This is a genomic window from Teichococcus deserti, from assembly GCF_001982615.1.
GTDB classification, from domain to species: domain Bacteria; phylum Pseudomonadota; class Alphaproteobacteria; order Acetobacterales; family Acetobacteraceae; genus Pseudoroseomonas; species Pseudoroseomonas deserti.
Map to the genome: position 1 here is coordinate 34023 of NZ_MLCO01000016.1, position 26567 is coordinate 60589.

Consider the following 26567-nt stretch of genomic DNA (forward strand, 5'->3'; position numbering starts at 1 on the left):
CCCGACGCACGAAGCCGTTACCTCGCGCCGCCATGACAGCGGCCCCTGCTTCCGCGGACGCCATCCGCCTCGACAGCCTGCGCAAGCAGTTCGGCAGCACCACCGTGCTGCATGACATCCATCTGCGCGCGGCGCGCGGCCGCTTCGTGGTGCTGCTCGGCCCCTCGGGCTGCGGCAAGTCGACCCTGCTGCGCGTCATCGCCGGGCTGGAGCGCGCCGATGGCGGCCGCGTCGTGCTGGACGGCCGCGATGTCGCCGAGCTGCCGCCGGCGGCGCGCGGGCTGTCGATGGTCTTCCAGTCCTATGCGCTGTTCCCGCATCTCGATGTCGCCGAGAACATCGTTTTCGGCCTGCGCGCCCGTCGTGTCGCGGCGGCCGAGCGCGAGGCCCGGCTGGCCCGCGCCGCCTCGCTGCTCGGGCTGGAGAAGCTGCTGAAGCGGCGCCCCTCGCAACTGTCGGGCGGGCAGCAGCAGCGCGTGGCGCTGGCGCGCGCCATCGTCGCCGAGGCGCCGATCTGCCTGATGGACGAGCCGCTTTCCAACCTCGACGCCAAGCTGCGCGGCGAGATGCGGCGCGAGATCCGCGCGCTGCAGCAGCGCCTCGGCCTGACCATGGTCTATGTCACCCACGACCAGGCCGAGGCGATGAGCATGGCCGACCAGGTCGTGCTGATGCGCGACGGCCATATCGAGCAGGACGCGACCCCGGCCGAGATCTATGCCCGCCCCGCCAGCGCCTTCGTGGCCTCCTTCATCGGCACGCCGCCGATGTCGCTGCTGCCGCTGGTGGCGCATGCGGGCGGCGCCGGCATCGCGGGACTGCCCGACCACTTGCTGGCGCCGGCTTCCGCCGCCGGCGCGCTGCTCGGCATCCGCCCGGAAGAGGTGGTGCCGGCCGAGGACGGCCTGCCCGCCTGCGTCACCGCCGCCGAATTCCTGGGGGCCGAGACGGTGCTGGCCTGCGCCCTGGGCAGCGGCGGCGCCCTGCTGCAGGCGCGCATCCCCGGCCACCACGCCCTGCCGCCGGGCAGTCCGGTCCGGCTGCGTTTGCCGCCCTTGGCGCATCTGTTCGACGCCAACAGCGGCAAACGCCTGCCGCTGCCTCCCTTCGCCTGATCCCGACCCAACCGGAGACCTGCCGATGTCGATCACCCGCCGCGCCGCAATCGGTGCCTCCCTGGGCGCCCTGGCCGCTTCGCCCTTCCTGGCCGCCCCGGCTGTCCGCGCCCAGGCGCCGGTCGAGCTGACCTTCAACTATCCGATCGCCGTCGGCGGGCCGATCGCCAGGATCATCGACGGCTATTGCGACGATTTCCAGAAGGCCAATCCAGGGATCCGCATCCGCCAGGTCTATACCGGCAGCTACCAGGACTCGATCACCAAGGCGCTGACCGCGGCGCGCGGCGGCGACGCGCCCGACATGGCCTGCCTGCTGTCGACCGACATGTTCACCCTGATCGACGAGGACGTCGTGGTGCCCTGGGACGGGCTGCCGGGCGCCGAGACCTCCTGGATGGGCAGCTTCTATCCGGGCTTCATGGAGAACAGCCGCACCGGCGGCAAGACCTGGGGCATTCCTTTCCAGCGCTCCACCATCGTCATGTACTACAACAAGGAGGCCTTCAAGGCCGCCGGGCTGAACCCCGAGGTGGCGCCGGCCAGCTGGGCCGAGCAGGTCGAGTTCGCGCAGAAGCTGACCCGCCGCTCGGGCGACACTGTCAGCCAGTGGGGCATGCAGATCCCCTCCTCCGGCTTCCCCTACTGGCTGTTCCAGGCGCTGACCACGCAGAACGACGTGCGCCTGATGAACGAGGCCGGCAACCAGACCTTCTACGCCGACCCGAAGGTGGCGGAGGCCCTGCAGTACTGGCTGGACCTGGCGCAGAAGCACAAGGTGCATCCGACCGGCATCGTCGAATGGGGCACCACGCCGCGCGACTTCTTCGAGCGCAAGGTGGCGATGATCTGGACCACCACCGGCAACCTGACCAACATCAAGACGAATGCGCCCTTCGAGTTCGGCGTCGCCCAGCTGGCCGCCGGCCGCAAGCCCGGCAGCCCGACCGGCGGCGGCAACCTGTACGTCTTCAAGTCGGCGAGCGAGGCCAAGCGCGCCGCCGCGGTGAAGTTCGCCCGCTTCCTGACCGAGCCGGAGCGCGCGGCGCAGTGGGGCATCGACACCGGCTATGTCGCGACCTCCCCGGAAGCCTGGGAGACGGCGAAGATGAAGGACTACGTCGCTGCCTTCCCCGCCGCCGCCGTCGCCCGCGACCAGCTGCGCCATGCGGTGGCCGAGCTCTCCACCCATGAGAACCAGCGCGTCACCAAGGCGCTGAACGACGGGCTGCAGGCGGTGCTGACCGGCCGCAGCCAGCCGCAGCCGGCCATGGCCGCGGCCCAGGCCGAGGCCGAGCGCATCCTGCGCCGCTACCGCGGCTGATCCCAGAGACCGGGCCCATGCGCATGCCACGCTTCCTGCATGCCTGGCTGATGCTGGGCCCGGCCTTGCTGCTGCTCGCGGCCTTCACCCATGTGCCGGCGCTGGCCACGCTGTGGCACGCGCTGTTCTCGACGCCGACGCCGCGCCGGCCGGCGGTTTTCGTCGGCCTCAACAACTACGCCGCCCTGGCCGAGGACCCGATCTTCTGGCAGGCGCTCTGGAACAATCTGCTCTATGCGCTGGGCACGGTGCCGATGTCGATCGCGCTGGCGCTGGCCATGGCGCTCTGGGTCAACGGGCGGCTGCGCGGCCGCACAGCCATGCGCATCGCCTTCTTCACCCCGACCGTGCTGCCGATGATCGCCGTCGCCAATCTCTGGCTGTTTTTCTACACGCCCGACTACGGCATGATCGACCGGCTGACGCGGCTTCTGCTCGGCTGGGGACCGACCAACTGGATCGGCTCGCAGGAGACGGCGCTGGGCGCCATGATGGCCATCGCCGTCTGGAAAGAAGCCGGCTTCTTCATGATCTTCTACCTGGCGGCGCTGCAGGCCATCCCGCCCAGCCTGCTCGAGGCCGCGTCGCTCGAGGGCGCATCGCGCGGACGGATCTTCTGGCGCGTCACGCTGCCGCTGCTCGGGCCCACCACCCTCTTCATCGCGGTGAACGCCGTGATCAACAGCTTCCGCTTGGTCGACCACATCCTGGTCATGACCCAGGGCGGGCCGGACAATGCGACGGCACTCCTGATGACCTACATCTACGAGACCGGCTTCCGCTTCTGGGACACGGCGCAGGCCTCGGCGCTGACCGGCGTGTTGCTGGCGGTGCTGGCGGTGATCGCCGCGCTGCAATTTTCTCTCCTTGGCCGCCGGACGCATTACCGGTGAGGACGTCTTTTGCATCACGTCTGGGCCTGACGCTGGAGACGGCGGCGGCCTGGCTGCTGGCCCTGCTCTGGGCGGCACCGGTGCTCTACGCCGTCTGGGCCGCCTTCCATCCCACGGGCTATGCGACACGCTTCGAGCTGACCGCGCCGCTCACCCTGCAGAATTTCGTCTCCGCCTGGGACGCGGCGCCCTTCGGCCGCTACTTCCTCAACACCGTCCTGCTGGTCTGCTTCGTCACCGGCGGGCAGTTCGTGCTCTGCACCCTGGCGGCCTTCGTCTTCGCCCGCAGCCGGTCGCGCTGGATGAGCGCGCTGTTCGCCATCGTGCTGGTGCAGCTGATGGTCATGCCCGACATGCTGATCGTCGAGAACTACCGGACCATGCGCGCCCTCGGCCTGGTCGACACGGTCTTCGGCATCGGCCTGCCCTATCTCGCCTCCGCCTTCGGCATCTTCCTGCTCCGGCAGACCTTCCTGCAGATTCCGGCGGAACTGGAAGAGGCCGCACGCCTCGAAGGCTGCGGGCCCTGGGCGATCCTGTGGCGGCTCTACGTGCCCTTGGCCAAGCCGACCTATCTTGCCTATGGCCTGACCTCGGTGGCCTATCACTGGAACAATTTCCTCTGGCCGCTGGTCGTCACCAACAGCGTCAACACGCGGCCGCTGACGGTGGGGCTGGCGGTCTTCGCCTCCACCGACCAGGGCATCGACTGGGCCATCATCAGCGCCGCCACCCTGCTGACCGCCGCGCCGCTGCTGCTCGGCTTCCTGCTGTTCCAGCGGCAGTTCGTGCAGTCCTTCATGCGGGCCGGCATCAAGTGACCGGCATCAAGTGACTGGCATCAAGTGACCGGCGTCAGGTAGGGGGCGCCTGCAGCAGCCGCAGATAGCGGGCGGCGGATTCGGCCACCATGGCCTCGCCGCCCTCCGCCACCTCCTGGCCCAGGAAGGCGCCGTAGATCCGCTGGTAGCGCCAGAGCGCCAGCCGCTCGGTGAGCTGGCGCAGCCGGGCGGCCGACAGCGGCAGCATGTTCGGATAGCTCCACTGGAAGGAGACGCCGCGCGCCCCCGGCGTGACCTGGACGATGTCGCCGACCAGCAGAACGCCCTCACCCTCCGCCCAATGCAGCACCGTGCCGCCGGCATAATGCCCGCCGGCGCGGATCAGCGTCAGCCGGTCTGCCAGCGGCAGGCTGTCGCCGTCCCAGAACCGCAGCCGGTCGTCGGGACGCACCACATGGGCGCGGTCGGCGGCATGCAGATGCACCGGCACATCGAAGGCGGCCGCCCAGTCCTGCATGGTCGTGTAGTAATGCGGATGCGACAGCGCGATGCCGGCCAGCCCGCCCAGCGCGGCGATGATCTCCTGCGTCGCCCCGTCCAGCAGCGCGATGCAGTCCCACAGGATGTTGCCCTGCGGCGTGCGCAGCAGGAAGGCCCGCTGGTTGATGGCGAAGGCTGGCACCGTCTGCAGGCTGTAGAGGCCCGGCTGGTGCCGGCGCCAGGCATTGCGGTGCCCGGCCGCCAGCGCGGCCCGCGTGGTCCAGGCCTGGCCGCCGGCGGGGACATATTGCCGTTCCTCCTCGCAGATCGGGCAGGCTGCCGGCGGCGCCCCGGACGGCGCGAAGGAGGTCCCGCAGGTGGCGCAAAGAAAGGTCGGCATGGCGTCGGAGCTCCCACGCGCGTCCCGTCCTGGGGCGCGGCGCGCGCGGGGACGCTTCAGATCAGGATATCGCCTTGCACCGGATGGCCAAGGCCCAGCGGCGCGATCGTGGCCGGTCCGCCGATCGCCTCGAGGCGCAGCGCCAGCCCGCGCCCGGTCGGCACCTGCTGGATCTCGCCGGACGGAGTGGCCGCGCAGGTCGATCCTGTTGATGCCGGCCTCGAAGCCGTGGATGGTGTTCCGGCCGAGGTTGGTGCCTTCCGGGCCGTGGACCATCAGATAGCGGAACAGGAAGGTGTCGGCGCCCGATCCGCCCAGAGATGGCCCATGGCGCCGCCGTCGAGCAGGTCGGCGCCATCATTGCAGATGCCCAGGCCAGCGCTGCTTGGACTGCCCCAGGGCAGGCTCTGCCCGTCGCCGCGGATGACGCCGTCGCCAGCGCCGCCATAGACCACGCCGCGGCCCCAGCCGCCGCTGATGCTGTCATTGCCGCGTTTGGCGAAGTCGATGGGGAAGCCAGAAGGCTGGCCCCCGGTGGCATTGCCATCCGCCTTGATGGCGTCGCCTTGCCGATGGTGGGCCAGCAGGAAGATGTCGTTGCCGCCGGAGCCGTTGTAGATCGTCATCCTGGTCAGTCTCCCGGTTGCGCCTGGCCGGCCCGGCCTTTTGCCAGCCGCAGGGCGCGCGGGAGATTGCAAGGGATTTTCGATCCTGGCCGGCAAGGGTCTTGCGCTTTCGCGCGTGTTTCCCGGGAACTGCGCCACACATCGAATGCCTGCGGCGCAGCTGCTCGGATCGGTCTCACTCGACCCGGATGCCGCCTTCCTGGATGACCGGGCCCCAGCGGTCATATTCGCGCTTCAGGAAGTCGGCGAATTGCTGGCGCCCGCCGCCGACGATGGCGCCGGCCTGGTTCTCCTCGACGTTGCGCCTGATCTCGGGCAGCGCCGCGATGCGGGCGAAGACGTCGTTGACGCGGTCGGCCAGGGCCGGGTTCATCCCGGCCGGCGCCGCCACGCCATACCAGATGGCCACGTCGAAGCCCGGGATGGTGTCGCGCATCAGCGGCGCCTCGGGCGCCTGCGGGCATTTTCCGCCGCCCACCGCGATGACGCGCAGCTGGCCGCTGCGCACCATGCCCAGCACCGAGGAGAGGCTCGGGAAGCAGAACTGCGTCTCGTTGCGCATCACCGCCAGCGCCGTCTCCGAGCCGCTGCGATAGGGCACATGCACCATGCGGATCTTCGCCTGACGCTCCAGCAGGGCCATGAACAGGTGGCTGCCGTTGCCGACGCCGGCCGAGGCGTAGATCAGCGTCTCCGGCGAGGCCTGGGCGGCCTTGATCAGCTGGTCCAGGGTCTGCTGCGGCGTCTGCGGGTTGGTCACCAGCGCGGCATGCAGGTTCACGCCATGCATGATGGGCGTGAAGGCGGTCATGGGGTCGTAGCCGAGCTGCCGGTTCAGCAGCCGGCCGATCGAGTTGGCGCCGATATCGGCCATCATCAGCGTATAGCCGTCGGGCTGCTGCCCGGCGGTATAGGCGCCGGCCACCATGCCGCCGGCGCCGGCGCGGTTCTCGATGACCAGCGGCTGGCCATTGGCGAATTCGGGGAAGCGCTGGCCGAAGCTGCGCGCCAGGGTGTCGACCGCGCCGCCGGCGCCGAAGGGCACCACCATGCGCACCGGCCGGTCGGGCCAGCTGGCGGCGGCGGTATTGCCCAGCGCCGGCGTGGCCAGGGTGGCGGCCGGCAGCAGGCCGGCCGCCACCCTTCCCAGCCCCCGGCGTGAGAACTTCGTCGAGATGAGCTCGTTCATGGGACGTCCCTGTTTTTTCTTGGGCAGGCAGGCGCAGCGCCCCGGCCGCCAACAGCGGCCGGGAACGAAGAAACTATTCGGCGGCCTTGGCGGGCTGGTCGCGGGTCCAGCGGCGGTCGAAATCCCAGACCTCGGGGAAGCCCATCAGCTCGTTCATCTTGGCGAAGTCGTAGATGACGTCGTCGCCGATGCCATGCGTCACGCCTTTCGCCTTCAGATGCGCATAGGAGCGCTCGAGCGCGGCGGCAACAGTCAGAAAACCCAGCGCCGGATAGATGGCGATGTCGTAGCCGTAGCTCGCCAGCTTCTCGGCCGAGAGGATCGGGGTGCGGCCGCCGCCATCGACATTGTTGGCCAGCAGCGGCGCGTCGATCTCCTGGCCGATGCGCTTCATCTCGTCCTCGGTCTCCGGGCTCTCGATGAAGACGATGTCGGCGCCCGCCTTGCGGAACAGCTTGCCCCGGCGGATCGCCTCATCCAGGCCGAGCGTCGTGCGCGCATCGGTGCGGGCGATGATGAGGAAATCGTCGCTCTTGCGGGCTTCGGCGGCGACCTCGATCTTCAGCGCCATCTCCTCGGCCGGGATGACGCGGCGGCCCGGGGTATGGCCGCATTTCTTCGGCACTTCCTGGTCCTCGAGCTGGATCGCGGCGATGCCGGCGGCCTCGTAGCCCATGACCGTGTGACGCACGTTCAGCAGTCCGCCATAGCCGGTGTCGGCATCGGCGATCACCGGCGTCGCCGACCCTTGGGCGAAGCGGCCCATGCGGCTGACCATGTCGCTGAAGGTGGCGATGCCGGCATCGGGCACGCCCAGATGCGAGGCGACGGTGCCGTAGCCCGTCGCGTAGAGCGCGGAAAAGCCCATGCGGTCGGCGATGCGGGCGGAGATCATGTCGAAGATGCCGGGGGCGACGATGAACTGCTTCGCCGCCAGCGCTTCCTTGAGACGCTTGTCTGCCATTTTTCTCGTTCCAGTCCTGGTCGTGAAAGAAATCTAGGCGGCGGCGCCCAGCGCCTGGCGCACGCGCGGCACCAGCCCGCCGGCGGCCAGGATGGCGCGCACCTCCGCGCCCAGCGGCGCCGCCGTCCAGTCGCGGCCGCCTTGCGCGATCGCCATGGCGTCCAGGTCGATGCTGGCTTCCTCGCCTTCGCGCAGCGACGCTGCGGCCTCGGCGCAGAGCAGCACCGGCAGCCCAAGGTTCACCGCATTGCGGAAGAAGATGCGCGCGGCGCTGACGGCGACGATGCCGGCGACGCCTGCCGCCTTCAGTGCGATTACCGCATGCTCGCGCGACGAGCCGCAGCCGAAGTTGCGCCCCACGGCAAGAATATCGCCGGGGCGGACGCGATGGATGAAATCCGGGTCCAGCCCTTCCAGGCAATGCTTGCCCAGCTCCTCGGGCTTGCGCAGCGCCAGGTAGCGGCCGGGCAGGATGACGTCGGTGTTCACCTCGTCGCCGAAGCGATGCACACGGCCGGTGAGAAGCGCGCTCATGCCGCCACCTCCATCGCCATCACCTCGTCCGGCGGGCAGATTTCTCCGGCGACCGCGGCGGCGGCGGCCACCCAGGCATTCGACAGGAAAACCTGGCTGTCGGGATGGCCCATGCGGCCGCGATAATTGCGGTTGGTGGTGGCGATGGCGGTCTCGCCCGCCGCCAGGATGCCCATATGGCCGCCGAAGCAGGCGCCGCAGGTCGGCGTCGAGATCGCAGCGCCCGCCGCGGAAATCACCTCGAGAAGCCCTTCCGCCATGGCCTGGCGCCAGATCTTCTGGGTCGCCGGCACCACCACCATGCGCACCCCCGGCGCCACCTGGCGGCCGCGCAGGATGGCGGCGACCTGGCGCAGATCGGTCATGGTGCCGTTCGAGCAATTGCCGACATAGACCTGGTCGACCCGCTGCCCGCGCAGGGTTCCGACCGCGACGCCCGAGGCCGGCGACGGCGGCCGCGCCACCATCGGCGCCAGGGCGCAGAGGTCGATGCGGATCACCGCGCGGTAGGCCGCGTCGGCATCCGGCATCACCGCCTCCACGGGCGCCATGCCGCGGCGCTGCATGTCGGCCAGCGACTGCGCGTCGCCTTCGAAGACGCAGCAGTCGGCGCCGGCCTCGACGGCCATGTTGGCCACCGCCATGCGCTCATCCATGCCGAGGGCGGCGATGCCCGGCCCGCCGAATTCCAGCGCGGCATCGGCGGCGCCGTCCGAGCCGATACGGCGGATCAGCTCCAGGATGACATCCTTGCCGGTGACATAGGCGCCAGGAGCGCCATGCAGCTCGACACGGATGCTGTCGGGCACCCGCATCCACAGTTTTCCGAGTGCCAGCGCGCCGGCCAGGTCCGTCGAGCCGAAGCCGATGCCCAGCGCGTTGAAGGCGCCCGCCGTGCAGGTATGGCTGTCGGCGCCGAAGACGATGCTGCCATGGCCGACCATGCCAAGCTCGGCCAGCAGCGTGTGCTCGATGCCGCCGCGGCCGGGCTCGTAGAAATGCGCGATGCCGTGGCGGCGGGCGAAGTCGCGCGTCATGGCAATGGCGCCGGCCGCCGTGACGTCAGGGGCCGGCGCGAAATGGTCGGCCACCAGCACGATGCGCGCCGGGTCGAAGGGGCGCTCGGCCCCCATGGCGTCGAACTGCTCGAAGGCCAGCGGGCCGGAGACGTCGTTCAGCAGCACGACGTCGGGCCGCACGGTGACGATGCTGCCCGGCACGGCCCGGCCTTCCACCGCATGGGCGGCCAGGATCTTCTCGGTGATGCTGCGGCCGCTCATGGCCGCGCGACGCCCATCGGCATGCCGCTTCCTTCCCGTCCCTGCAGCGCGCGCCGGGAGGGGCCGGGCGCGCTGTCTCCCACGATGACGCGACCGGTCTCGGGGCCAGTGCGTTGTGCAATCGTTAGCATGGATTCTCCGCAAGCAAAGCCGATTCGAAGAGTTGCTGCAGCGCGGCATCGTTTGCACCACGTTTCCGGCCATGCTAGCCGGAGGGGCATGGACCAAGCCGCCGCCCCTCCGCGCCGCCCTGCCCGCTCTGCTGCGGCCAGGCCGGGGTCAGGGCGCGCCACCATCGCCAGCCTGGCGCAGCGGGCAGGCGTCGCGGCCTCCACCGTCTCCCGCGCGCTGCGCGACGATGCGCGGATCTCGCCCGAGGTGCGGGCGCGCATCACGGCCCTCGCCCAGGAGGCCGGCTACACTCCCAACATCCTGGCGCGCAGCATGGTGCTGGGGCGCTCAGGGCTGATTGGCCTGGTGCTGGGACCCGTGGAAAACCCCTTTTATGCCGAGCTGATGCAGCAGGCGGTGCGGCTGGCGGCGGCGCGCGGCTGCCGGCTGCTGCTGCTGCATGCCGGCCCCGGCCCGATCGAGGACGCCACCACCGAGGCGCTGCTGCAGTATCGCGTCGATGGCTGCCTGGTGACCTCGGCCGAGCTTTCCTCCAAGGCCGCGGCGATCTGCGCGGCGAACAGCGTGCCGCTGGTGATGATCAACCGCGTGGCGCGCGAGCATGGCTCGGCCGTCTCCTGCGACAACCGCGCCGGCGCCGAGGTGCTGGCCGAGCTGCTGCTGCAGGCCGGGCACCGTCGGCTGGCCGTCGTCACCGGCAATGCCGCGACCTCGACGGGCCGCGAACGCACCGAGGGCTTCTGTCAGTCTGTCGCCGCCGCCGGTGGCGAAGCACCCGCCCTCTTCACCGGCGGCGCCAGCCATGCCGCGGGCTTCGCCGCCGGGCAGCGCATCGCCGCCCTGCCCGCCGCCGAGCGCCCCGACGCCGTCTTCGCGGTGGCCGATATCCTCGCCATGGGCGTGATCGACGCGCTGCGCGAGGCCGGGCTCAAGGTTCCTGGCGACGTCTCGGTCGTCGGCATGGACGGGATTTCATTGGCCCAGCGCCCGCCTTACCGCCTGACCACCCTGGTGCAGCCGCTGGAGGCGATGGTCGCGCGCGGCCTGGACCTGCTGCTGACCGGCATCGAGCACGGTGCTGGCGCCGCGCCGCAGGAACGCGTGCTGCTGCGCGGCACGCTGCGGCTCGGCGCTTCCTGCCGGCTGCCCGGTTCACCGCTTCCGCCCAGCGGAATTCCCGACGCGGCCTTGCCGGCGGCAGAGTGATCTGCCGCCCGCCCCGCTGCAAACGGCAGGATCTGCGCGGCCCGGCGCCTAGCATCATGGCGCCCCCTTGCCAGCCGCGCTGCGCTGCAGGAGGCTGCCGCCCTTTCACGCGAACCGCCGCCCAGATCAGGAATCGCCGCGCCATGTCTCCTCCCGTCGATCGCGTCCAGGATGACGCGGCGCTGCCGGCCGAAGCCGATGTCGTGGTGATCGGCGCCGGCATCGCCGGCATCACTGCCGCCTACTACCTGGCCCAGGCCGGCAAGCGGGTCGCGGTGCTGGAGAAGGGCGTCGTCGCCGGCGAGCAGTCCAGCCGCAACTGGGGCTGGTGCCGCGTGCAGAACCGCGACGAGCGCGAGATCCCGCTGGCCCAGCGCAGCATGGAGCAGTGGGAGAAGCTGGTCGCCGAGACCGGCGCCGATCTCGGCTTCCGCCGCACCGGCCTGGTCTATGTCACCGACAGCCCATCGGAGCTGGCGACCTGGCAAAAGTGGGTCGACATGGCCCGCACCTACCAGCAGCACAGCCGCATGCTGACCGGCGACGAGGCGCGCGAGCTGACGCCGGGCAACACCCAGTCGCATCGCTGGATCGGCGGCGTGCAGTCGCCGAGCGACGGCATGGCCGAGCCCGCCAAGGCCGTCCCCGCCATCGCCGAGGCCGCCCGTAGGCTGGGCGCCACCATCCACCAGCGCTGCGCCGTGCGCGGGCTGGACACGACGGCCGGGCGCGTCAGCGGCGTCTTCACCGAGCGGGGCCGCATCGCCGCCCCGGTGGTGCTGCTGGCCGCCGGCGCCTGGTCGTCGATGTTCCTGCGCCGCCACGACATCGACCTGCCGCAGTCCAGCGTGCGCTCGACCATCTTCGCGACCGAGGTGGCGCCGCAGGTGACGCCGGGCGGGCTGGCGACGCCGGGGGTGACGATCGGCCGCCGCCGCGACGGCAGCTACATCATCGCCGCCGCCAATCGCGGCCAGATCGAGCTGACGCCGCAGGGCATCCGCTATGCCCGCAAGTTCTGGCCGACGCTGATGGAGCGCCGGAAGAGCGTGACCTGGGGCTTCGGCGGATCCTTCTTCCGCGGCCCGGGCGCGCATTACGGCAAGTGGTCCTTCGACAAGCCAACGGTCTTCGAGCAGGAGGACATGCGCACCCTGGACCCGATGCCGAACACCTCGATCATCCCCGCCGCCCTCGCCAAAATTGCCAATTCCTGGCCCGACTTCGCAGGCGTGAAGATCCGGCAGAGCTGGGGCGGCTGGATCGACAGCACGCCCGACGCGGTGCCGGTGATCGACCAGGTTGCGGCGATGCCCGGGCTGTGGCTGTCGACCGGCTATAGCGGGCATGGCTTCGGCATCGGCCCGGGCGCCGGGCGCCTGACCGCCGACCTGATCCTGGGCAAGCCGCCGATCGTCGATCCGACCGCCTTCCGCTACGCCCGCCTGGTCGACGGCAGCCCCATCCGCCGCCCCGGCATGTTCTAAGTTTTTTCGGTCCTGCCGCGCCCGATGGCGCGGCAGGGCGCCCTGCTGATAGGAAGAAAAATGTCCGAGGCGAAGCCGCAGTTCCACATCCCGGCCGGCGGCGAATTTCTGCTCTTGCCGCCGACGCAGCAGGCCTTCGCCTATCGGAACGTGGACCGGATGTTCGCGACGCGCGCGGTGACGCGCGGGCCGAAGGTCCGCGAATTGCCGCGCGGGACCGAGGTCGCGCCGCGCTACGTCGTCGATGGTGTCGAGCACGGCGTGGACGCGTATATCGACCGCGCCTGCGTCTCCGGTATCCTGGCCATCAAGCGCGGCCGCATCGTGCTGGAGCGCTATGCGCTGGGGCTCGAGGAAGCCACCCGCTGGTCGACCATGTCGATGGTGAAGTCGCTGACCTCGACGCTGATCGGCGCGGCGCTGCAGGACGGCGCCATCGCCAGCCTGGACGACAAGGTGTCTTCCTATGTCCCCACGGTGCGCGGCTCGGCCTATGACGCGGTCGCGGTGCGCGACCTGCTGACCATGTCCTCCGGCGTCGCCTGGAGCGAGGACTACACCGACCGCCATTCCCACGTGAACCGCTACAGCCAGAGCCTGGGCGACAAGGTGCCCGGCGGCGTGCTGAAGCTGCTGGGCGAGCTGAAGCCGGAACACACCCCCGGCACGCGCTTCCTCTACAACACCGGCGACACCTATCTGCTGGGCTGCCTGCTGTCGGCGGCGGTGGGGACGACCATCGCCGACTATATGACCCGCCGCATCTGGACGCCGCAGGGCATGGAGTTCGACGCCTTCTACACGCTGGAATCCGACGGCGGGCAGGAGATCGGCGGCAGCCGCGCCGGCATGACGCTGCGCGACCTCGGCCGCTTCGGGCTCTTTCTTCTCGAAGGCGGCCATGGCGTGCTGCCGGAGGGCTGGCTCGCCGAGGCCTCGCGTCCCGCCTTCACCCTGAACCCGACGGAGAATTCCTTCGGCGCGACCGGCTATGGCTATAGCTGGTGGCTGCAGGACGGGGTGATGGCGGCGGTGGGCTTCGCCGGCCAGAGCCTCTGCCTGGACCCGGCGGAGGAGCTGGTGGTGGTCACCCTCTCCGCCCGGCCGCAGCCGCCCTATGCAGCGGCCTACACCGTCGACATGAAGGCCGAGCGCGCCGCTTTCCACGCCGCGCTCACCGCCGCCCTGCGCTGAGCTGCGTCAGGCGGTGACGTGGACCCCGGGGCGGCGCCCCTGGTTCCACGCGCCGCCCAGCGCGCGCTCGATCTGCGCCGAGAGCTGCAGCAGCAGCCCGTCGCCGCCCTGCTTGGTCTGCGCCTGGATGCCCAGCGGCAGGCCATGCGCCTGCTCGGCCATCGGCAGCGAGATGCCGGGGATGCCGCAGAGATTCGACAGCGGCGTATAGGCGAAGAACTTCCAGAGATTGCCGAACCAGTCATGCACGTCGGGGTTGTCGCTGATCGTCAGATATTCCGTCGTGCCCACCTTCGGCGTCGGCAGCGCGGTGATCGGGGTGAGGAGAATGTCCCATTCCTCGAAGAAGGCGCCGAAGGCCCGCGAGGTCGCGTTGAAGGCCGCCTGCATCTTCGTCCGCTCGGAATAGGTGGCGTCGATGCCGGCCTGCCAGATGCGGATGTTCATCGGCTCGATCAGCTCCGCCGGCGGCGGCGCGCTGCGGCCGACCTGGGCCAGCAGGGTCTCGATGGTCTGGGCGAAGTTGGTGATGTAGCAGGTGGTCTGCGCGGCATAGGCGGCGCGGAAATCGACCTTGGGCACCACCCATTCGACATGATGGCCGAGGCCTTCCAGGAAGCGCCCCACCCGCTCCAATTCGGACACGAATTCCGGAATGGCGCGGTAGTCGCCCCATTCATGCGACAGCGCGATGCGCAGTTTTTTCGGGTCCCGCTTGATGAGCTCGGCATAGGGTTCCGGCGCGGTCCAGTAAGGCATGAACTCGCCCGGCGCGCCGCCGCGGCAGGCATCGATGAAGCTGGCCATGTCGCGCACGGTCCGCGTCTGGCAGCCCTGGGTGGAAACCACGCCCATCAGGTCGGAGCTGTAGGGCGCAACAGAAAGAACGCCGCGCGACGGCTTCAGCCCGATATTGCCGCAGACGCCGGCCGGGATGCGGATCGAGCCGCCGCCATCGGTCGCATGCGAGATCGGCGTGACGCCCGCGGCCACCGCCGCCGCAGTGCCGGCCGAGGACCCGCAGGTGGTGTAGTCCAGGTTCCACGGGTTGCGGGTGACATACATGGCCGGGTTCTCGGCCGAGCTGCAGACGCCGAATTCCGGCGTGGTGCTGCGGCCGATGATGTTCAGCCCCGCGCGGCGCAGCTGCCCGGTCAGGAAGCTGTCGGCGGCGGCACGGTTGCCGCGCATCAGGAAGGAGCCCATTTCCTGCAGCCGGCCCTTCAGCGTCGGGCCCAGGTCCTTCATCAGGTAGGGCACGCCGGCGAAGACGCCGTCCGGATTCATGCCGTCCTTGAAAGGATCCGCGACGACGTCGTCGAAGACCTCGACGACGGCGGAGAGGGCGGGATTGACCTTGGCGATGCCGGCGGCGGCCTGGGCCGCGAGCTCGGCCGGCGTCACCTGGCCGGCGCGCACCAGCCCGGCCAGCGCCGTCGCGTCATGCCCGGCCCATTCTTCCCAGCTCATCGCCAACGTCATCGCGGCCATCCCTTTGCGTCTCGCAGAAGGCGGCGAGCCTAGACCGGCGCCGCACCCGGTCAAGGTGGGGCCACACCGCGATCGTGAAGCAGCCCCGGCTGGCGCCCGCCGCGCCGTGCCGCTTAGGTCAGGCTGATGTCGACCGAGACCACGCCGCCGCCGCCCAGGGACCAGCCGGGCTTCAACCCGCTCTGGCTGGTGCTGGGGCTGGCGGTCGTCGTGCTGCTGCCTTTCGGGCCGATGCCGCTGCTGGCGGCAGGCGTCGCCGGGATGTTCCTGTTCCAGCAGCTGGGCCAGATCCCGGGGCTGCTGGCGGTCGGGCTGCTGTTCCTGCTGGCCGGGCCCGAGCCGCTGGGGGCGCGGATGTGGCTGGCCTTCCGCTGGGGCGCCGGGACGGTGCTGGCCGCGGTGGTGCCGGCCATCCTGGTCGTGCTGGCCTGGGGCGAGGCGCTGGACGCGCATCGCTTCTTCCTGATGCAGGCGACGCTGTGGCTCGATGCGGCCTGGCTGCCGCTGGCGGCGCTGCTGGCCTGGCGGCGGCCGGCGGGCGAGACCTGGCCGAAGGCGCTGCTGGTGGCGTGCCTGGCCACCTCGCGGCTGATGATGTTCCCGCTGCTGCTGGCGGTCGTGCTGACCAGCGGCGACGCCATGCAGGTGGTCATGCTGCCGGTCTTCGGCGCCGGGCTGTGCCTGGGCATGCTGATGCTGCTGGGGCTCTGCGGCCTGGCGGCGCGGGTGCTGCAGACATCCGGCGAACGCGCACCGCCGCGGCGCATCCTGGCGGCGCTGGCCCTGCTGGCGCTGGTCGTGCAGCTGATCCGTCTGGTCGCCGGGATGCGCGCCGGCCTCTGATGGAGGATATAGGATATGTCCAATATCAGCCCAGAGCGCCGATCCGTCCCCAGGCCTTGAGGGCTGCCGGATCGGCCCCGGCGACGGCCAGGCTCTTCCAGACCACGGTGGCGATGGTGTCGTAGACGGGGAGGCCCAGCGCCGCCTCCCAGCCGGCGACCAGGGGCGCGGCGCGCAGGTTGGTGCACACCACCGCCACGGCATCGACGCCCTCGGCCGCGACGGCCTCGACCATTTCTGTCAGAGCCGGCCCTTCCACCTCACTGAAGGAAAAATTCTCCTGCAGGCCGAGATGGCGCTCGCTGGCGCAATCGATGCCGAGCGTCGCGTAGTTGGCGACGATGCGCGCCTGGACATCGGCGCGATAGGGCGTGACCAGGCCCAGCCGGCTGACACCCGTCGCCGCCAGGATCTCGTTCAGCGCCAGCATCGAGGTGGTGGCGGGAATGCCGGTCGTCGCGGTAATTCTTTCGCACAGCCGATGGTCGGCCTCGAAGCCCAGCCAGCCGGCGGAAGTGCCGTTCCAGCCGATGACATCGACCCTTGCATCGGCCAGCAGCTCGGCGGCGCGCAGGATGGCGCTGTCGTCGAATTGCGCCAAAGCGCTGTCGGACAGCGCGATCTCGGTGACGCGGAACCGCGAGAAATGCGCCGAGGCGCCGGGGACGCCGGCGACCATCGCCTGGGTCACCGGCTCCAGCACCGTGTTGGAGGAGGGCGTCAGCATCCCCAGCCGGACGCGTTTCTCGTCATTCATTGAGGCCGCGCCCGGGATAGGGGTGGGTCGCCATCCAGTGCCGGACAATGTCGATGCGCCGCGTCACCCAGACATCGTCGAATTGCTGGATATAGTCCAACAGCTTGGCCAGGCCGCGCGCCCGCGCCGGATGGCCGATGAGGCGCATATGCAGCCCGATCGACATCATCTTCGGCGCCTTCGCGCCCTCTTCCCGCAGCATGTCGAAGCCGTCGCGGACGAAGCTGAACCAGGCGTCGCCGGTGCCGACATGCCCGTTGAACTTGCCGTCGTTGTGGGTCAGCGAATAGGGCACCACGAGATGCGGCTTGCCCTCGACGGTCAGCCACCAGGGCAGCTCGTCGGCATAGCTGTCGCTGTCGTACAAGAAGCCGCCTTCCTCGGCGACCAGCCGGCGGGTGTTCACGCTGGGCCCGTAGCGGCAATACCAGCCGAGCGGGCGGTTCCCCACCGTCTTCTGCAGGGATTCGACGGCGCGGCGGATGTGCTCGCGCTCCTCCTCCTCCGACAGCTCCCAATGCTTCACCCAGCGCCAGCCATGGCAGCAGAGGTCGAAGCCGCTCTCACGGATGGCGGCGGCCGCCTCCGGGTTGCGCTCCAGGGCCAGGGCGCAGCCGAAGACGGTCATTGGCAGGCCGCGCTCCTGGAACAGCCGCATCAGCCGCCAGAAGCCGACGCGGCTGCCATATTCGAACATGCCCTCGGCGGCCAGGTCGCGGCCGCGCCCCTGCTGCCCGCCGGATTCGGTCAGGCCCCACTCGCTGTGGCCCTCGCCATCCTGGATCGAGGGCTCGGAGCCTTCCTCGTAATTCATCACGAAGTTGACGGCGAGCCTGGCGCCCTTCGGCCAACGCGGATCGGGCGGGTTGGCGCCATAGCCGCGGAAGTCGCGACGCACCTCATAAGCCATGCGCGGAAATCCCCCTCAGGACATGTCGAGACTCAGGGCAGGTCGAGATCCAGGTCGAAGGGCGGGACGGGCACGAATTCCTCGTCCCCCACCGTGCCGTCGCGCCACATCACCACGGCGAAGCGGGCGGGCACCTCCAGCACGGTCAGCGGATGGTGCCAGACATTGGCGGCATAGGTCACGCCCTGGCCGCGGCCGGCGAGGAAGGCCTCGGCGCGGTCCATATCGGGGCCACCTGTCGCGGCATGCGGCGCCACCAGCACCACCGAGCGCGAGGGACCGAGCGGGATGAAGCTCTGCGAGGAGAATTCATGCCGCTCCATGGTGCTGACGCGCAGCAACCCGCCCGGATGCGGCTCCCGCCAGGAGAAGGCGAGGCTGGGCCAGGCGCCGGCGCGGGCGCTGCCGAGGGCGCGCTCGAAATAGACGCGGCCGGGTTGGTTGGGGGGCTCCAGCACCTCGCCATATGGGGCGAAGGCTTCCGAGGTCAGCCGCTTCAGGGTCAGGCTTCCGGTCACGCTCATCCGGCCATCCTCCGCGCCGGGCCCATGGCCCGGCGATCTCACAGGAACAGGAAAGCCGCCGCCGCGGCCGCCCTCGGGGCGGCAATGGCAGAGCGACTCAGCGCGCTTTCCGGCGGTTTCCTCTGGCAGGTTGGCAGCATGTCGGTCCCGGACCGGAAGCGGAAGAGCGGGACGGCCACTTTGTCGAGAGACGATGCAGAAACAGGAAAGGGCGCCCCGGCCAAGGCGCCCTCCCTCCGGCGGCAGCCTGAAGACCTAATTCCAGCCGGCGATGGCATCCGTCGTCAGGATCAGGCGGCTGGCATTGCCGGCCGGCAGCAGCCAGAGGCTGGTGCGGGTGCCGGGCTCCAGCCGCGGCAGGGTGATCTGCGCCGGCGCCAGATTGCCGCAGGGCGCAGCGAGGCCGGTGCTGACCGGATTCAGGTCGCGCCAGGCGGCGGCGCCGAAGCCGATGTCGCGGAAGACGGCGGCATTGCCCTCGGCCAGCTGCAGGGTCGCGGCGCAGTTCGGCATCAGGTTGTGGAAGGACAGGCGGGCGCGGGCCTTGTTGAACATGACGCCGTCCGCGGCGCTGGCGATCTGGTAGCCCTGGGCGCCCTCGCCGGTGACGACGAGGGTGATATAGGCCTCGGGCTTCAGCGGGATGTCGAGCGTCTGCTCGCGGCCGCCGGACAGGACCAGGCGCAGCGGCCGGCTGGCGTCGCGCACCAGCTGGAAGGGGGTGACGCGGCCGGCATCCTCGGCGGTCGCGCGCAGCTGGGTGCCGTCCGGCAGCCGCGCCTGCAGCGGCCGGTTCAGCCCGTTGATGACGCGGACGAAGGCCGAGCCCGGCGGCGGCTGCTTGCCGTAGAGCGAATCCTGCGCGGCCACGGGACGCGACAGGCCGAGAACAAGCGCCAGGGCCGCGACGGCCCCGAGCGCCGCCGCGCGAACGGACAGAAACATCAGCCGACCACCTGCTTCATGCGGTTGAGGAAGACGTCGTCGGCCATGGCGTTCTGGCCCCAGGTCGCGCTTCGGTCCGGGGGGGATTCGAAATCGAGCTCGTGGCAGCCCCAGACGATGGCCTTGGGGCGCCCCTGCTGGAAGCCGCTGCTGCCGACATAGTCCAGCATGGTCTTGTAGGGGCCGATCTGGTGCACGTTCCAGGCCAGCGCCACACTGCGGTTCAGGTGGTAGCCGATCATCGCCGCCAGGCCGTAGCGCTGGTGGAAGAAGCTGCTGCCGACGGCGGCGACATCGGCGCGCGGCTCGTCCAGCAGCGAGGCGCCGCCGCTGGCCGCCGTCACCTGGGGGGTGATCACCGGCTGCCAGAAATGCGGGTCCTGGAAGTTCCGCTTGTCGGCCGCCGGCAGCAGGTTGCGCAGGTCGCCGGCATGCTCGTCCTCGCGATAGGTCACCGCCGAGCGCACCTGGCCGGTCTGCGGCGACAGCGCAGGGTTGCGCGCCAGCTGCATCGCCATGGCATGGGCGGCGATGGCGCAGCCGCCCGGCGTCCAATGGGTGTCGGTCTTGAAGAACAGCGGCTGGTCGGGCTGGCGCTGGCGCTGCGCCGGAAAGGCCTCGGCCAGGTTGGCGATGGTGAAGCCGGCATCCTGCAGGCCCTTCTGCCCGGCGGCGTAGCGGCCCTGGAAATCGGCCGGGAAGGCGGTGCCGGGTGGAATCATGTCGCGGTAGATGCGGGTGCGCGACGGGATCAGCAGGATGTTCAGGTCGACGCCGCCGGCGGCGAAGATGCGCCGCGTCTCGCCCAGCACCTGCAGGATGCGGCGGCGCGCCTCGGGCGGGGTCTGCCGCGACAGGTCCCATTTCGGGAAGAGCCAGCCGTCGCGGCCGCGCAGCAGCAGGTTGTCCTGGGCCCGGGCGATGCCCGGCGCGGCCAGCCCGGCCAGGCCCGCGGCGCCCAGCTGCAGCATCCCGCGCCGCCCGACCATGGCGGAGGCGTTCCGGATGGCTGTGGGCTGGATGGCTGCGCCGGCTGCGGCCCGTGCGGCCAAAATTGCGGCCCGATCCTGCCGTGATGCCTGCGCCGCCATCGTCATCTCCTTACGCGATCAACCTTATTGAGTTTTCAAAATTAGCTCAGCTGATGTCAATTGACAGAGAGGCGTCAAATTTCAGGGAACCGTATATTTTTTGGGTTGCCTGGCTCGCCAACCTTGCGCTCCGCGCAATTTCTCCCGAACCCAGTGAGCATTGGTCTCGTTTTTGTCGCTTTAATCTGATCAAGCCTCTGATTTTGACATATCATCTCGAACCATGAGATGGTCCTTCGAACTGACGAGCGGATGCGAAAAAAGCCGGCCGGGTGTCCCCGGCCGGCCTCATCCTGCACCCAAAAATGTAACGGTTAAGAAATAAGTCGCCCGATACGCCCCCTTGCGGGCATCACTCGGCGGCGTCGGCGTCCCGGTCGTCTTCCTGCTCACGCGGGACACTGCCGAAGGCGGCGCCCGGGCCCCAGGCCTGGCCGGCGCGCAACGCGTCGCGGATCAGACTGGCCACCGACTGCAGATGGTCCCACATGGCCGCATGGGCAGCGGCCGGATCGCGGGCGGCGATGGCCTCGGCCAGGCGGCGATGCTCGGCCACGCCGCGGCGGCGCGCCGCCTCGTCCACCAGCGCGGCACGCATCATCGACCACTCGCCACGGATGCGGCAGCTCTCCAGTTGCTCGAACAGCGCCAGCAGCAGCGGGTTCTGCGCCGCCTCGGCCACCGCCCGGTGCAGCGCCGTGTCCCAGCGGCCCCAGCTCTCGATATCGGCGGTCTCGCTGCCGCGGCGCACCGCCTGCTCGATGGCTGCCAGGTTCTCGGCATTGGCCTTGGCCGCAGCCAGGCCGGCCAGCTGCGGCTCCAGCGCCAGCCGGGCTTCCATGATGTCCAGCGGCCGGCCCGGCGGCATGACCCGCAGGGGCTCGCTCGCCGGGCGCGGGCCCAGGAAGGTCCCCTGCCCGACGCCACGCCACAGCCGGCCCTCCAGCTCGAGCCGCGCCAACCCCTCCCGAAGGGCTCGGCGGCTCAGTCCCAGCTTGGCGGCCAGGTCGCGCTCGGGCGCAAGACGCGCCCCTTCGGGCAAGCTCAGCCCCGCCAGATAAGCCCGCAATGCTTGCAGGGCCTCGTCGCCTTTCCTCATGTGACCATGATACGAAGGTTGCGCAGGTGCGGAAGCAGCATTTCGCGCGTTTTCTTCAAGAATCGGCAAATATTTCCATCAGCTGAATAGCACCAATGCTTTATTGGTTCCAATCAAGGCTGAACCTTGGCCATTTCCCTTAACCTACATTAACGATTGGACCCTGGCTGGCGCAGGGTGGTCGCGCTGCCCCGCAACCTCGGTCAGAATCAAGGCTCAAGCCGCATCGCCGACGGCGCGATTCGCACGACTCGTGACCGCTGACGGAGTCTCCCCTGCCTCCCGGCGCGGATCCCCTCAGCTGGGAGAGGTTACATCCAGGTCACGGCAAAAGGTGTCTCCGTGTTGGCGCATTTACGGTCAGCTTTGCGCGAGCGACCAGGCGCCAGGTTTTTTCTCGCCAGTATTTCCGCCGACTGACAAGAGCCCCGGCGCAACCGACGATGGCGGCGCGGGCCAGGCGTACATCATGCCATCGGCAAGGCGATGCCAGCCGGCGTCGCTCCCCCCCACTGCGACGGCAGGACGCCGCGCAGACCCGTCTTCGCCAATGGCGGGATCGCGTGACGCCAGGGCAATCTCCCGACGGGAAACTTTGTCTCCGAAGGCCAGCGGCGCTATTGCAGGCGGAGCAAACCCGGAGAGCGCCATCATGGCCGGATACGCCCCCCCGCAGGAATATGAGGACGACGTCGAGCCGGCCCCCTCGCTGCTGTGGCGCGGGCTGCGGTTGACGGTCTGGGCGGTGGTCAGCTTCGTCCTCACCTTCGTCGAGCTGGTGGCCGAATGGGTGGCGCCGCTGGTGCTGATGGCCGGGCTGGCCTGGTGGGGCGTGCTGCAGGTGGTCGGCACCATCCGGGTCGAGCCGGAGATCCAGCAGTTCCTGCAATACGTGCCGCGCCAGCTGCTGGTCGGCGGCACGGTCTGGACGCCCTCCATGCTGATCACCCAGGGGCTGACCCTGCTGGCCGTGGTCGCCGCCTGTCGCACGCTGAACCGGCTGATCTCGCGCGAGGTCTGAGCGCGCGGCACCGCCCGACTCTGGGCGCCAGCGGGGCGGTTCCGGCGGGTTGCGGCCGTGCTTCAAGCCAGCCGCGCAAGTCTCTGACGCGACGTGACATGCTGGAAATCCAGCACGCAAGCCGGCCCAGCCATGCGGGGCCGGACGCAGAGGGGCGCTGGCAGGGCGCCCCGCCACCCTGCTAGGATGGCAGTCCTCTTCGCCGGGCCGACCAGGGCCGGCACCGCCACGAAAGCCTCGCTGCCATGCGGTTGTCCCGTGCCCAGCTTCTGCGCCTTGTCCCCGGCCTCGCGCTGGCCGCGGCGGCACCCGCCCGCGCTCAGGTCACGGCCGGCACGCCGCCGGGCAGCACGGCGAACAGCCCCAACCCGGCCAGCAGCAACGGCGACCTGGTCTATGTGCTGAACTCGGGCGAGGCCAATATCCTGGTGCTGGACGGCACCACGCGGGAGGAGCGCAAGCGCATCCCCGTGCTGCGCGAGGTGCACCACCTGGCGCTGACCCCCGATGGCAATACGCTGATGGTCGGCGATTCCGGCGCCAACGAGATGCTCTTCATCAACCCGGCCACGGGCGAGCTGCGCAAGCGCGAGGTGCTGTCCAACCCCTATCACCTGGGCTTCAGCCCCGACGGCCGGCGGCTGGTGATCACCAGCCTGCGCCGCGACCAGGTCGATATCTATGGCTGGGACGGCAGCGCGCTGACGCTGCAGAAGCGGCTGAGCGCCCCCGACATGCCGAGCCACCTGGCCTTCCGCCCGGACAACGCCGTCGTCTATGTCACGCTGCAGGGCAATGGCCAGCTGGTCGCCATCAGCCTGGAGACGCTGGAGCCGCTCTGGTCGATGGATGTCGGGCCGGAGCCCGCCGGGGTCATCTGGCACAACGACCGGCTGCTGATCGGCATCATGGGCAGCGACCATGTCGCCGTGGTCGACCCCGCCACCCAGGCGATCGAGCGCACCATCGCCGTCGGCCGCGGCGCCCATGCGCTGTTCCCGGCGCCGAAGGGTGGTCCGATCTTCGTCACCAGCCGCGTCGACAGCCGGATTTCCCTCCTCGATCCGGGGACGCTGGCGGTGACGCGGACGCTGCGGGTCCCGGGCGGGCCGGACTGCATCAGCATCGACCCGCAGGGGCGGCTCTGGGTGACGCTGCGCTGGCAGGGCCGCATCGCCGTCATCGACCCGGAGACCGGCAAGATGGAGGTGCAGCGCGCCGGCCGCTCGCCGCACGGCATCCTCTACGCCTCGGTCGCCGCCCAGCGCGCCGCCGCCACCAACTGACCGGCGCGCCATGGCTCTCGCTGTCTCGTCCCGCCGGCGGCTGCTGGGGGGCGCGCTCGGCCTGGCGGCGACGCCGGCCCTCGCCCAGCCCGCCCTGCAGCAGTGCCGGGCCGGAACGCTGTACCTGACCATCGACACCGGCTGGGGGCGGGAAGCCGACATGATCGCCGCCGCCATGGCGCGGCACGGGGTCAAGGCGACGCTATTCTTGGCGAACGAGCCGGATTTCCGCGGCGGCACCACGCTCGGCCCGGGCTGGGCAGAGTTCTGGCGCGCCCGCGCGGCCGAGGGCCATGCCTTCGCCAGCCACACCTGGCGTCACTGGTATTTCTCCGGCGACCCCGCGCCAGGGCGGGTGCGCTACGCCTCGCGCCGCGGCGGCGAGGGTGCCGAGACGCTGGACCAGCACAGCCTCTGCGCCGAGCTTGCCCGGCCGATCGAGGCGCTGCGCGACATGGCGCCCGAGGCCCGGGTGCTGCCGCTGTGGCGCGCCCCGGGCGGGCGGGTGACCGCCAATGCCCGGGCGCTGGCCGCCGCCTGCGGGCTGCGCCACCAGGGGTGGTCCGCCAACGGCTTCCTGGGGGATGAGCTGGACAGCGCGGCCTATCCCAATGGCCGGCTGCTCAGCCAGTCGCTCGGCCGCATCCGCGACGGCGAGGTGCTGCTGATGCATTGGGGCGTGCGCAGCCGGAAAGAACCTTTCGGCCAGGTCTTCGAGGCGCTGCTGGAAGGTCTGCTGCGCAAAGGCTTCTGCTTCGCCACCCTGCCCGAGCGCGGCATCTGAGGAGAGGGGACGGCCCGCATGTTCGAGACGCTGCGCGACGGCTGGGACCAGATGAATGGCTGGCTGTTCGAGACGCTGGTCCAGCCCCTCCTCTATGCCGCCGGCCTGATGGAATGGGCGGAGGACGCCTTTGAATGGATGGATTTCGCACTGTTCGGCCTGCTGCAGGTGCTGATCATCTACGCCATCTGCCGCCCGCTCGAGGCCTGGATGCCGGTCGAGCCGCGCAGCGACCGCCGCAGCATCCGCACCGACGTCATCTACACCCTGCTGACCCGGCTCGGCCTGCTGCCGCTGATCGCCTTCGTCGCCTTCGCCTCGATGGAGGCGCGGGTCTCCGGCCTGGTGGCCGATAGCGGCTGGGTGCCGCCGACGCTGGAGACGCTGTTCCCGATCCTGCGCGAATGGCCGCTGCTGGCGCTCTGCGTCTATATCGTCGTGCTGGATTTCGGCGAATACTGGCGCCACCGCTTCCAGCACATGTTCCCCTGGTGGTGGGCGCTGCATTCCATCCACCATGCGCAGCGCCAGATGACCTTCTGGACCGACGACCGCAACCACATCATCGACGACATGATCGGCGCCGTCTGGTTCGGCGGCCTGGCCCTGCTGATCGGCGTGCCACCCGGGCAGTTCCCGATCGTCGTCGTCATCCTGCGCCTGGCCGAGGCGCTGAGCCACGCCAATGTCCGCCTCAACTTCGGCGCGCTGGGCGAGCGGCTCTTCGTCTCGCCGCGCTTCCACCGGCTGCATCACGGCGTGCTGGGCTCGGGCGAGAGCGGCAAGAACTTCGCCGTTCTGCTGCCGGTCTGGGACATGATCTTCCGCACCGGCGATTTCGAGCGCCACCGTTATCCCGAGACTGGCGACCCCGAGCTGCCGGAGGCGCTGGCCACCGGCGGCTGGCTGCACCAGCAATGGGCCGGGCTGCGGCGGATGGGCGCCGCCCTGATCGGCCGCGGCTGAGATGGCCGCCGCCTATTCCGCCCCCGCCGCGCTGCGCAACCGCGACCCGATCCTCGGGGTGCTGCGCGACGTCCTTCCACCCTCCGGCCTGCTGCTCGAGGTGGCCAGCGGCAGCGGCGAGCACGCCCTGCACTGGGCGCGTCACCTGCCCGGCTGGACCATCCAGCCGAGCGACGCCGATCCGCGGGCGCGGGCCAGCATCGCCGCCCATGCCGCCGGAGACGACCTGCCCAACCTGCGTCCGGCCATCGCGCTCGACGCCGCGGCCGGCGACTGGCCGGTCGCGCGTGCCGATGCGGTGCTCTGCATCAACATGATCCATATCGCGCCCTGGTCGGCGGCTCTGGGGCTGCTGGCCGGCGCCGCGCGCTGTTTGGAAGCCGGGGCGCCGCTGCTGCTCTACGGCCCCTATCGCCAGGCCGGCGTCCCCACCGCCCCGGGCAACGAGGCCTTCGATGCGGATCTGCGCCGCCGCGACCCCGCCTGGGGCCTGCGCGACCTGGAAGCCGTCGAGGCCGCCGCCATCGAGGCCGGCTTCCTGCCCGGGCCGACCGTCAGAAACATGCCGGCGAACAACCTGACCGTGGTCTTCCGCCGCGGCTGACTCCCGCGGGCTTCACCGCTTCTTCAGCAGCCCTGCCGCAGCATCGCCCCCGCACCAGGAGGGAGCGCCGCGATGCCGGCCAGACAGTTGCTGCTCGGGGCGATGCTGGCGCTGCTGGCGGCGGCACCCGCCGCGGCGCATGACGCGCTGCCGCTGCTGGAGAACGACCTGGCGGCGCAGGACGCCGCCCGCGCCGCCCGCTCCTGGCAGATCGCCCGCGCCCGCGAGGCCGGGGTGGAGCCGCGCATCCGCACCGCCCGCATCGACCTGAACGGCGACGGCCAGCCCGACATCATCGCCACCCTGCAGACGCCGCAGAAATGCGCCGCCATGGGGCTGCGCGACTGCCCCCTGATCGTGCTGAAAGCCGAGGGCAACCGCTTCGTCGAGATCGGCACCTTCTTCGGCGACGAGGTGCAGATGGTCGACCAGCGCCACCAGGGCTGGCAGGCCTTCGAAAGCCGCTTCACCAACAGCCCCTGGCGCCGCACCACCTGGAATGGAACCATGTACCGGCTGGTCCGCTGAGCCGCCGGCGCAATATTGAGCGCTTCGTAAATAGTTTGAACATCTCTCAGCGAGCAGGTAATGCCGGGCTTCCCACCGCGGAAGCTTCGATGCCCGAGCCGCAGCCCCGTCC

Annotated in this window: 27 protein-coding genes; 14 read left to right on the top strand and 13 right to left on the bottom strand. The window is 70.2% G+C overall.

Annotated elements, in window-relative coordinates; genetic code table 11:
• Positions 1–32: 32 nt before the first annotated feature.
• The 4 genes from BKE38_RS02595 to BKE38_RS02610 are packed head-to-tail and all read left to right on the top strand — an operon-like array spanning position 33 to position 4153.
• The gene (locus BKE38_RS02595) at positions 33–1115 is read left to right on the top strand and encodes an ABC transporter ATP-binding protein (protein ID WP_076955807.1); all 1083 of its coding nucleotides are present in this window, start codon (positions 33–35) and stop codon (positions 1113–1115) included.
• A 25-nt stretch (positions 1116–1140) separates the two neighbouring features.
• Positions 1141–2439, top strand: coding sequence for an ABC transporter substrate-binding protein (locus tag BKE38_RS02600; protein ID WP_076955808.1), 1299 nt, complete (start codon positions 1141–1143; stop codon positions 2437–2439).
• 17 nt (positions 2440–2456) lie between these two features.
• Positions 2457–3332: a carbohydrate ABC transporter permease gene (locus tag BKE38_RS02605; RefSeq protein ID WP_367595161.1), complete on the top strand. Its 876-nt coding sequence runs from the start codon at positions 2457–2459 to the stop codon at positions 3330–3332.
• Positions 3329–4153, top strand: coding sequence for a carbohydrate ABC transporter permease (locus BKE38_RS02610; protein ID WP_076955809.1), 825 nt, complete (start codon positions 3329–3331; stop codon positions 4151–4153). Before BKE38_RS02605 ends, BKE38_RS02610 begins: the two co-directional genes overlap by 4 nt.
• Positions 4154–4187: 34 nt before the next feature.
• On the opposite strand, the gene BKE38_RS02615 is transcribed toward BKE38_RS02610, so the two are convergent.
• From BKE38_RS02615 to BKE38_RS02640, 6 genes are all read right to left on the bottom strand, one after another.
• Positions 4188–4994: an MBL fold metallo-hydrolase gene (locus BKE38_RS02615; protein WP_076955810.1), complete on the bottom strand. Its 807-nt coding sequence runs from the start codon at positions 4992–4994 to the stop codon at positions 4188–4190.
• Positions 4995–5269: 275 nt separating this feature from the next.
• A complete protein-coding gene (locus tag BKE38_RS02620; RefSeq protein ID WP_076955811.1) occupies positions 5270–5620 on the bottom strand; it encodes a hypothetical protein in 351 nt (116 codons plus the stop codon).
• Positions 5621–5795: 175 nt separating this feature from the next.
• Positions 5796–6809 carry a Bug family tripartite tricarboxylate transporter substrate binding protein gene (locus tag BKE38_RS02625; RefSeq protein ID WP_076955812.1) on the bottom strand — a complete coding sequence of 338 codons (1014 nt, stop codon included), beginning with the start codon at positions 6807–6809 and terminating at the stop codon, positions 5796–5798.
• 73 nt (positions 6810–6882) lie between these two features.
• Positions 6883–7773: an isocitrate lyase/PEP mutase family protein gene (locus BKE38_RS02630; RefSeq protein ID WP_076955813.1), complete on the bottom strand. Its 891-nt coding sequence runs from the start codon at positions 7771–7773 to the stop codon at positions 6883–6885.
• 33 nt (positions 7774–7806) lie between these two features.
• Entirely contained in the window at positions 7807–8307 is a 501-nt protein-coding gene (locus BKE38_RS02635) for a LeuD/DmdB family oxidoreductase small subunit (RefSeq protein ID WP_076955814.1), read from the bottom strand.
• Entirely contained in the window at positions 8304–9587 is a 1284-nt protein-coding gene (locus tag BKE38_RS02640) for a 3-isopropylmalate dehydratase large subunit (protein ID WP_076955815.1), read from the bottom strand. The genes BKE38_RS02635 and BKE38_RS02640 overlap by 4 nt, the downstream gene beginning before the upstream one ends.
• A 219-nt stretch (positions 9588–9806) precedes the next feature.
• On the opposite strand from BKE38_RS02640, the gene BKE38_RS02645 reads away from it, so the two are divergent.
• From BKE38_RS02645 to BKE38_RS02655, 3 genes are all read left to right on the top strand, one after another.
• A complete protein-coding gene (locus BKE38_RS02645) occupies positions 9807–10925 on the top strand; it encodes a LacI family DNA-binding transcriptional regulator (protein WP_106409111.1) in 1119 nt (372 codons plus the stop codon).
• Between the two features lie 143 nt (positions 10926–11068).
• The gene (locus tag BKE38_RS02650) at positions 11069–12412 is read left to right on the top strand and encodes an NAD(P)/FAD-dependent oxidoreductase (protein WP_076955817.1); all 1344 of its coding nucleotides are present in this window, start codon (positions 11069–11071) and stop codon (positions 12410–12412) included.
• 60 nt (positions 12413–12472) lie between these two features.
• Entirely contained in the window at positions 12473–13606 is a 1134-nt protein-coding gene (locus BKE38_RS02655) for a serine hydrolase domain-containing protein (RefSeq protein ID WP_076955818.1), read from the top strand.
• Between the two features lie 6 nt (positions 13607–13612).
• Here the strand turns inward: BKE38_RS02655 and BKE38_RS02660 are convergent, their stop codons facing one another.
• Positions 13613–15088 (bottom strand): amidase, encoded by a 1476-nt coding sequence (locus tag BKE38_RS02660; protein WP_076955840.1) that lies wholly within the window; start codon positions 15086–15088, stop codon positions 13613–13615.
• 135 nt (positions 15089–15223) lie between these two features.
• Between BKE38_RS02660 and BKE38_RS02665 the strand changes: the two genes are divergently transcribed.
• Positions 15224–15940, top strand: a complete 717-nt coding sequence (locus tag BKE38_RS02665; RefSeq protein WP_076955819.1) for a hypothetical protein — start codon at positions 15224–15226, stop codon at positions 15938–15940.
• A gap of 25 nt (positions 15941–15965) precedes the next feature.
• Here BKE38_RS02665 and BKE38_RS02670 read toward each other — a convergent pair whose 3' ends face one another.
• The 6 genes from BKE38_RS02670 to BKE38_RS02695 form a co-directional block, all read right to left on the bottom strand.
• On the bottom strand, positions 15966–16697 hold the full coding sequence (locus BKE38_RS02670) for a maleate cis-trans isomerase family protein (RefSeq protein ID WP_076955820.1): 732 nt from the start codon (positions 16695–16697) through the stop codon (positions 15966–15968).
• Positions 16690–17607: a polysaccharide deacetylase family protein gene (locus BKE38_RS02675; RefSeq protein WP_076955821.1), complete on the bottom strand. Its 918-nt coding sequence runs from the start codon at positions 17605–17607 to the stop codon at positions 16690–16692. Before BKE38_RS02675 ends, BKE38_RS02670 begins: the two co-directional genes overlap by 8 nt.
• A 32-nt stretch (positions 17608–17639) precedes the next feature.
• Complete coding sequence (locus BKE38_RS02680) at positions 17640–18131, bottom strand: ureidoglycolate lyase (RefSeq protein ID WP_076955822.1); 492 nt, start codon at positions 18129–18131, stop codon at positions 17640–17642.
• Between the two features lie 255 nt (positions 18132–18386).
• Complete coding sequence (locus BKE38_RS02685; protein ID WP_076955823.1) at positions 18387–19076, bottom strand: alginate O-acetyltransferase AlgF; 690 nt, start codon at positions 19074–19076, stop codon at positions 18387–18389.
• Complete coding sequence (locus tag BKE38_RS02690) at positions 19076–20065, bottom strand: alginate O-acetyltransferase AlgX-related protein (RefSeq protein ID WP_076955824.1); 990 nt, start codon at positions 20063–20065, stop codon at positions 19076–19078. Before BKE38_RS02690 ends, BKE38_RS02685 begins: the two co-directional genes overlap by 1 nt.
• 454 nt (positions 20066–20519) lie before the next feature.
• Positions 20520–21266 (bottom strand): FadR/GntR family transcriptional regulator, encoded by a 747-nt coding sequence (locus BKE38_RS02695; RefSeq protein WP_076955825.1) that lies wholly within the window; start codon positions 21264–21266, stop codon positions 20520–20522.
• A 652-nt stretch (positions 21267–21918) separates the two neighbouring features.
• Here BKE38_RS02695 and BKE38_RS02700 point away from each other — a divergent pair.
• The 6 genes from BKE38_RS02700 to BKE38_RS02725 all read left to right on the top strand — a co-directional run bounded on the left by BKE38_RS02700 (position 21919) and on the right by BKE38_RS02725 (position 26455).
• Entirely contained in the window at positions 21919–22287 is a 369-nt protein-coding gene (locus BKE38_RS02700; RefSeq protein ID WP_076955826.1) for a hypothetical protein, read from the top strand.
• 245 nt (positions 22288–22532) lie between these two features.
• On the top strand, positions 22533–23573 hold the full coding sequence (locus tag BKE38_RS02705) for a YncE family protein (protein ID WP_076955827.1): 1041 nt from the start codon (positions 22533–22535) through the stop codon (positions 23571–23573).
• 10 nt (positions 23574–23583) lie between these two features.
• The gene (locus BKE38_RS02710; RefSeq protein WP_076955828.1) at positions 23584–24357 is read left to right on the top strand and encodes a polysaccharide deacetylase family protein; all 774 of its coding nucleotides are present in this window, start codon (positions 23584–23586) and stop codon (positions 24355–24357) included.
• Positions 24358–24375: 18 nt separating this feature from the next.
• A complete protein-coding gene (locus tag BKE38_RS02715) occupies positions 24376–25323 on the top strand; it encodes a sterol desaturase family protein (RefSeq protein ID WP_076955829.1) in 948 nt (315 codons plus the stop codon).
• A 1-nt stretch (position 25324) separates the two neighbouring features.
• Positions 25325–25927: a DUF938 domain-containing protein gene (locus tag BKE38_RS02720; protein WP_076955830.1), complete on the top strand. Its 603-nt coding sequence runs from the start codon at positions 25325–25327 to the stop codon at positions 25925–25927.
• 72 nt (positions 25928–25999) lie between these two features.
• A complete protein-coding gene (locus tag BKE38_RS02725; RefSeq protein WP_131829476.1) occupies positions 26000–26455 on the top strand; it encodes a hypothetical protein in 456 nt (151 codons plus the stop codon).
• The last annotated feature ends 112 nt before the right edge of the window (positions 26456–26567 follow it).

What these genes read in the sequence shown, in the direction of transcription:
- BKE38_RS02645 (WP_106409111.1), top strand. Translation starts at nt 9,807, where the DNA reads ATGGACCAAGCCGCCGCCCCTCCGCGCCGCCCTGCCCGCTCTGCTGCG.
- BKE38_RS02660 (WP_076955840.1), bottom strand. Translation starts at nt 15,088, where the DNA reads ATGACGTTGGCGATGAGCTGGGAAGAATGGGCCGGGCATGACGCGACG.
- BKE38_RS02665 (WP_076955819.1), top strand. Translation starts at nt 15,224, where the DNA reads ATGTCGACCGAGACCACGCCGCCGCCGCCCAGGGACCAGCCGGGCTTC.
- BKE38_RS02615 (WP_076955810.1), bottom strand. Translation starts at nt 4,994, where the DNA reads ATGCCGACCTTTCTTTGCGCCACCTGCGGGACCTCCTTCGCGCCGTCC.
- BKE38_RS02715 (WP_076955829.1), top strand. Translation starts at nt 24,376, where the DNA reads ATGTTCGAGACGCTGCGCGACGGCTGGGACCAGATGAATGGCTGGCTG.
- BKE38_RS02625 (WP_076955812.1), bottom strand. Translation starts at nt 6,809, where the DNA reads ATGAACGAGCTCATCTCGACGAAGTTCTCACGCCGGGGGCTGGGAAGG.
- BKE38_RS02680 (WP_076955822.1), bottom strand. Translation starts at nt 18,131, where the DNA reads ATGAGCGTGACCGGAAGCCTGACCCTGAAGCGGCTGACCTCGGAAGCC.
- BKE38_RS02720 (WP_076955830.1), top strand. Translation starts at nt 25,325, where the DNA reads ATGGCCGCCGCCTATTCCGCCCCCGCCGCGCTGCGCAACCGCGACCCG.
- BKE38_RS02630 (WP_076955813.1), bottom strand. Translation starts at nt 7,773, where the DNA reads ATGGCAGACAAGCGTCTCAAGGAAGCGCTGGCGGCGAAGCAGTTCATC.
- BKE38_RS02685 (WP_076955823.1), bottom strand. Translation starts at nt 19,076, where the DNA reads ATGTTTCTGTCCGTTCGCGCGGCGGCGCTCGGGGCCGTCGCGGCCCTG.
- BKE38_RS02695 (WP_076955825.1), bottom strand. Translation starts at nt 21,266, where the DNA reads ATGAGGAAAGGCGACGAGGCCCTGCAAGCATTGCGGGCTTATCTGGCG.
- BKE38_RS02635 (WP_076955814.1), bottom strand. Translation starts at nt 8,307, where the DNA reads ATGAGCGCGCTTCTCACCGGCCGTGTGCATCGCTTCGGCGACGAGGTG.
- BKE38_RS02600 (WP_076955808.1), top strand. Translation starts at nt 1,141, where the DNA reads ATGTCGATCACCCGCCGCGCCGCAATCGGTGCCTCCCTGGGCGCCCTG.
- BKE38_RS02670 (WP_076955820.1), bottom strand. Translation starts at nt 16,697, where the DNA reads ATGAATGACGAGAAACGCGTCCGGCTGGGGATGCTGACGCCCTCCTCC.
- BKE38_RS02620 (WP_076955811.1), bottom strand. Translation starts at nt 5,620, where the DNA reads ATGACGATCTACAACGGCTCCGGCGGCAACGACATCTTCCTGCTGGCC.
- BKE38_RS02705 (WP_076955827.1), top strand. Translation starts at nt 22,533, where the DNA reads ATGCGGTTGTCCCGTGCCCAGCTTCTGCGCCTTGTCCCCGGCCTCGCG.
- BKE38_RS02700 (WP_076955826.1), top strand. Translation starts at nt 21,919, where the DNA reads ATGGCCGGATACGCCCCCCCGCAGGAATATGAGGACGACGTCGAGCCG.
- BKE38_RS02595 (WP_076955807.1), top strand. Translation starts at nt 33, where the DNA reads ATGACAGCGGCCCCTGCTTCCGCGGACGCCATCCGCCTCGACAGCCTG.
- BKE38_RS02710 (WP_076955828.1), top strand. Translation starts at nt 23,584, where the DNA reads ATGGCTCTCGCTGTCTCGTCCCGCCGGCGGCTGCTGGGGGGCGCGCTC.
- BKE38_RS02640 (WP_076955815.1), bottom strand. Translation starts at nt 9,587, where the DNA reads ATGAGCGGCCGCAGCATCACCGAGAAGATCCTGGCCGCCCATGCGGTG.
- BKE38_RS02675 (WP_076955821.1), bottom strand. Translation starts at nt 17,607, where the DNA reads ATGGCTTATGAGGTGCGTCGCGACTTCCGCGGCTATGGCGCCAACCCG.
- BKE38_RS02690 (WP_076955824.1), bottom strand. Translation starts at nt 20,065, where the DNA reads ATGGTCGGGCGGCGCGGGATGCTGCAGCTGGGCGCCGCGGGCCTGGCC.
- BKE38_RS02655 (WP_076955818.1), top strand. Translation starts at nt 12,473, where the DNA reads ATGTCCGAGGCGAAGCCGCAGTTCCACATCCCGGCCGGCGGCGAATTT.
- BKE38_RS02650 (WP_076955817.1), top strand. Translation starts at nt 11,069, where the DNA reads ATGTCTCCTCCCGTCGATCGCGTCCAGGATGACGCGGCGCTGCCGGCC.
- BKE38_RS02725 (WP_131829476.1), top strand. Translation starts at nt 26,000, where the DNA reads ATGCCGGCCAGACAGTTGCTGCTCGGGGCGATGCTGGCGCTGCTGGCG.
- BKE38_RS02605 (WP_367595161.1), top strand. Translation starts at nt 2,457, where the DNA reads ATGCGCATGCCACGCTTCCTGCATGCCTGGCTGATGCTGGGCCCGGCC.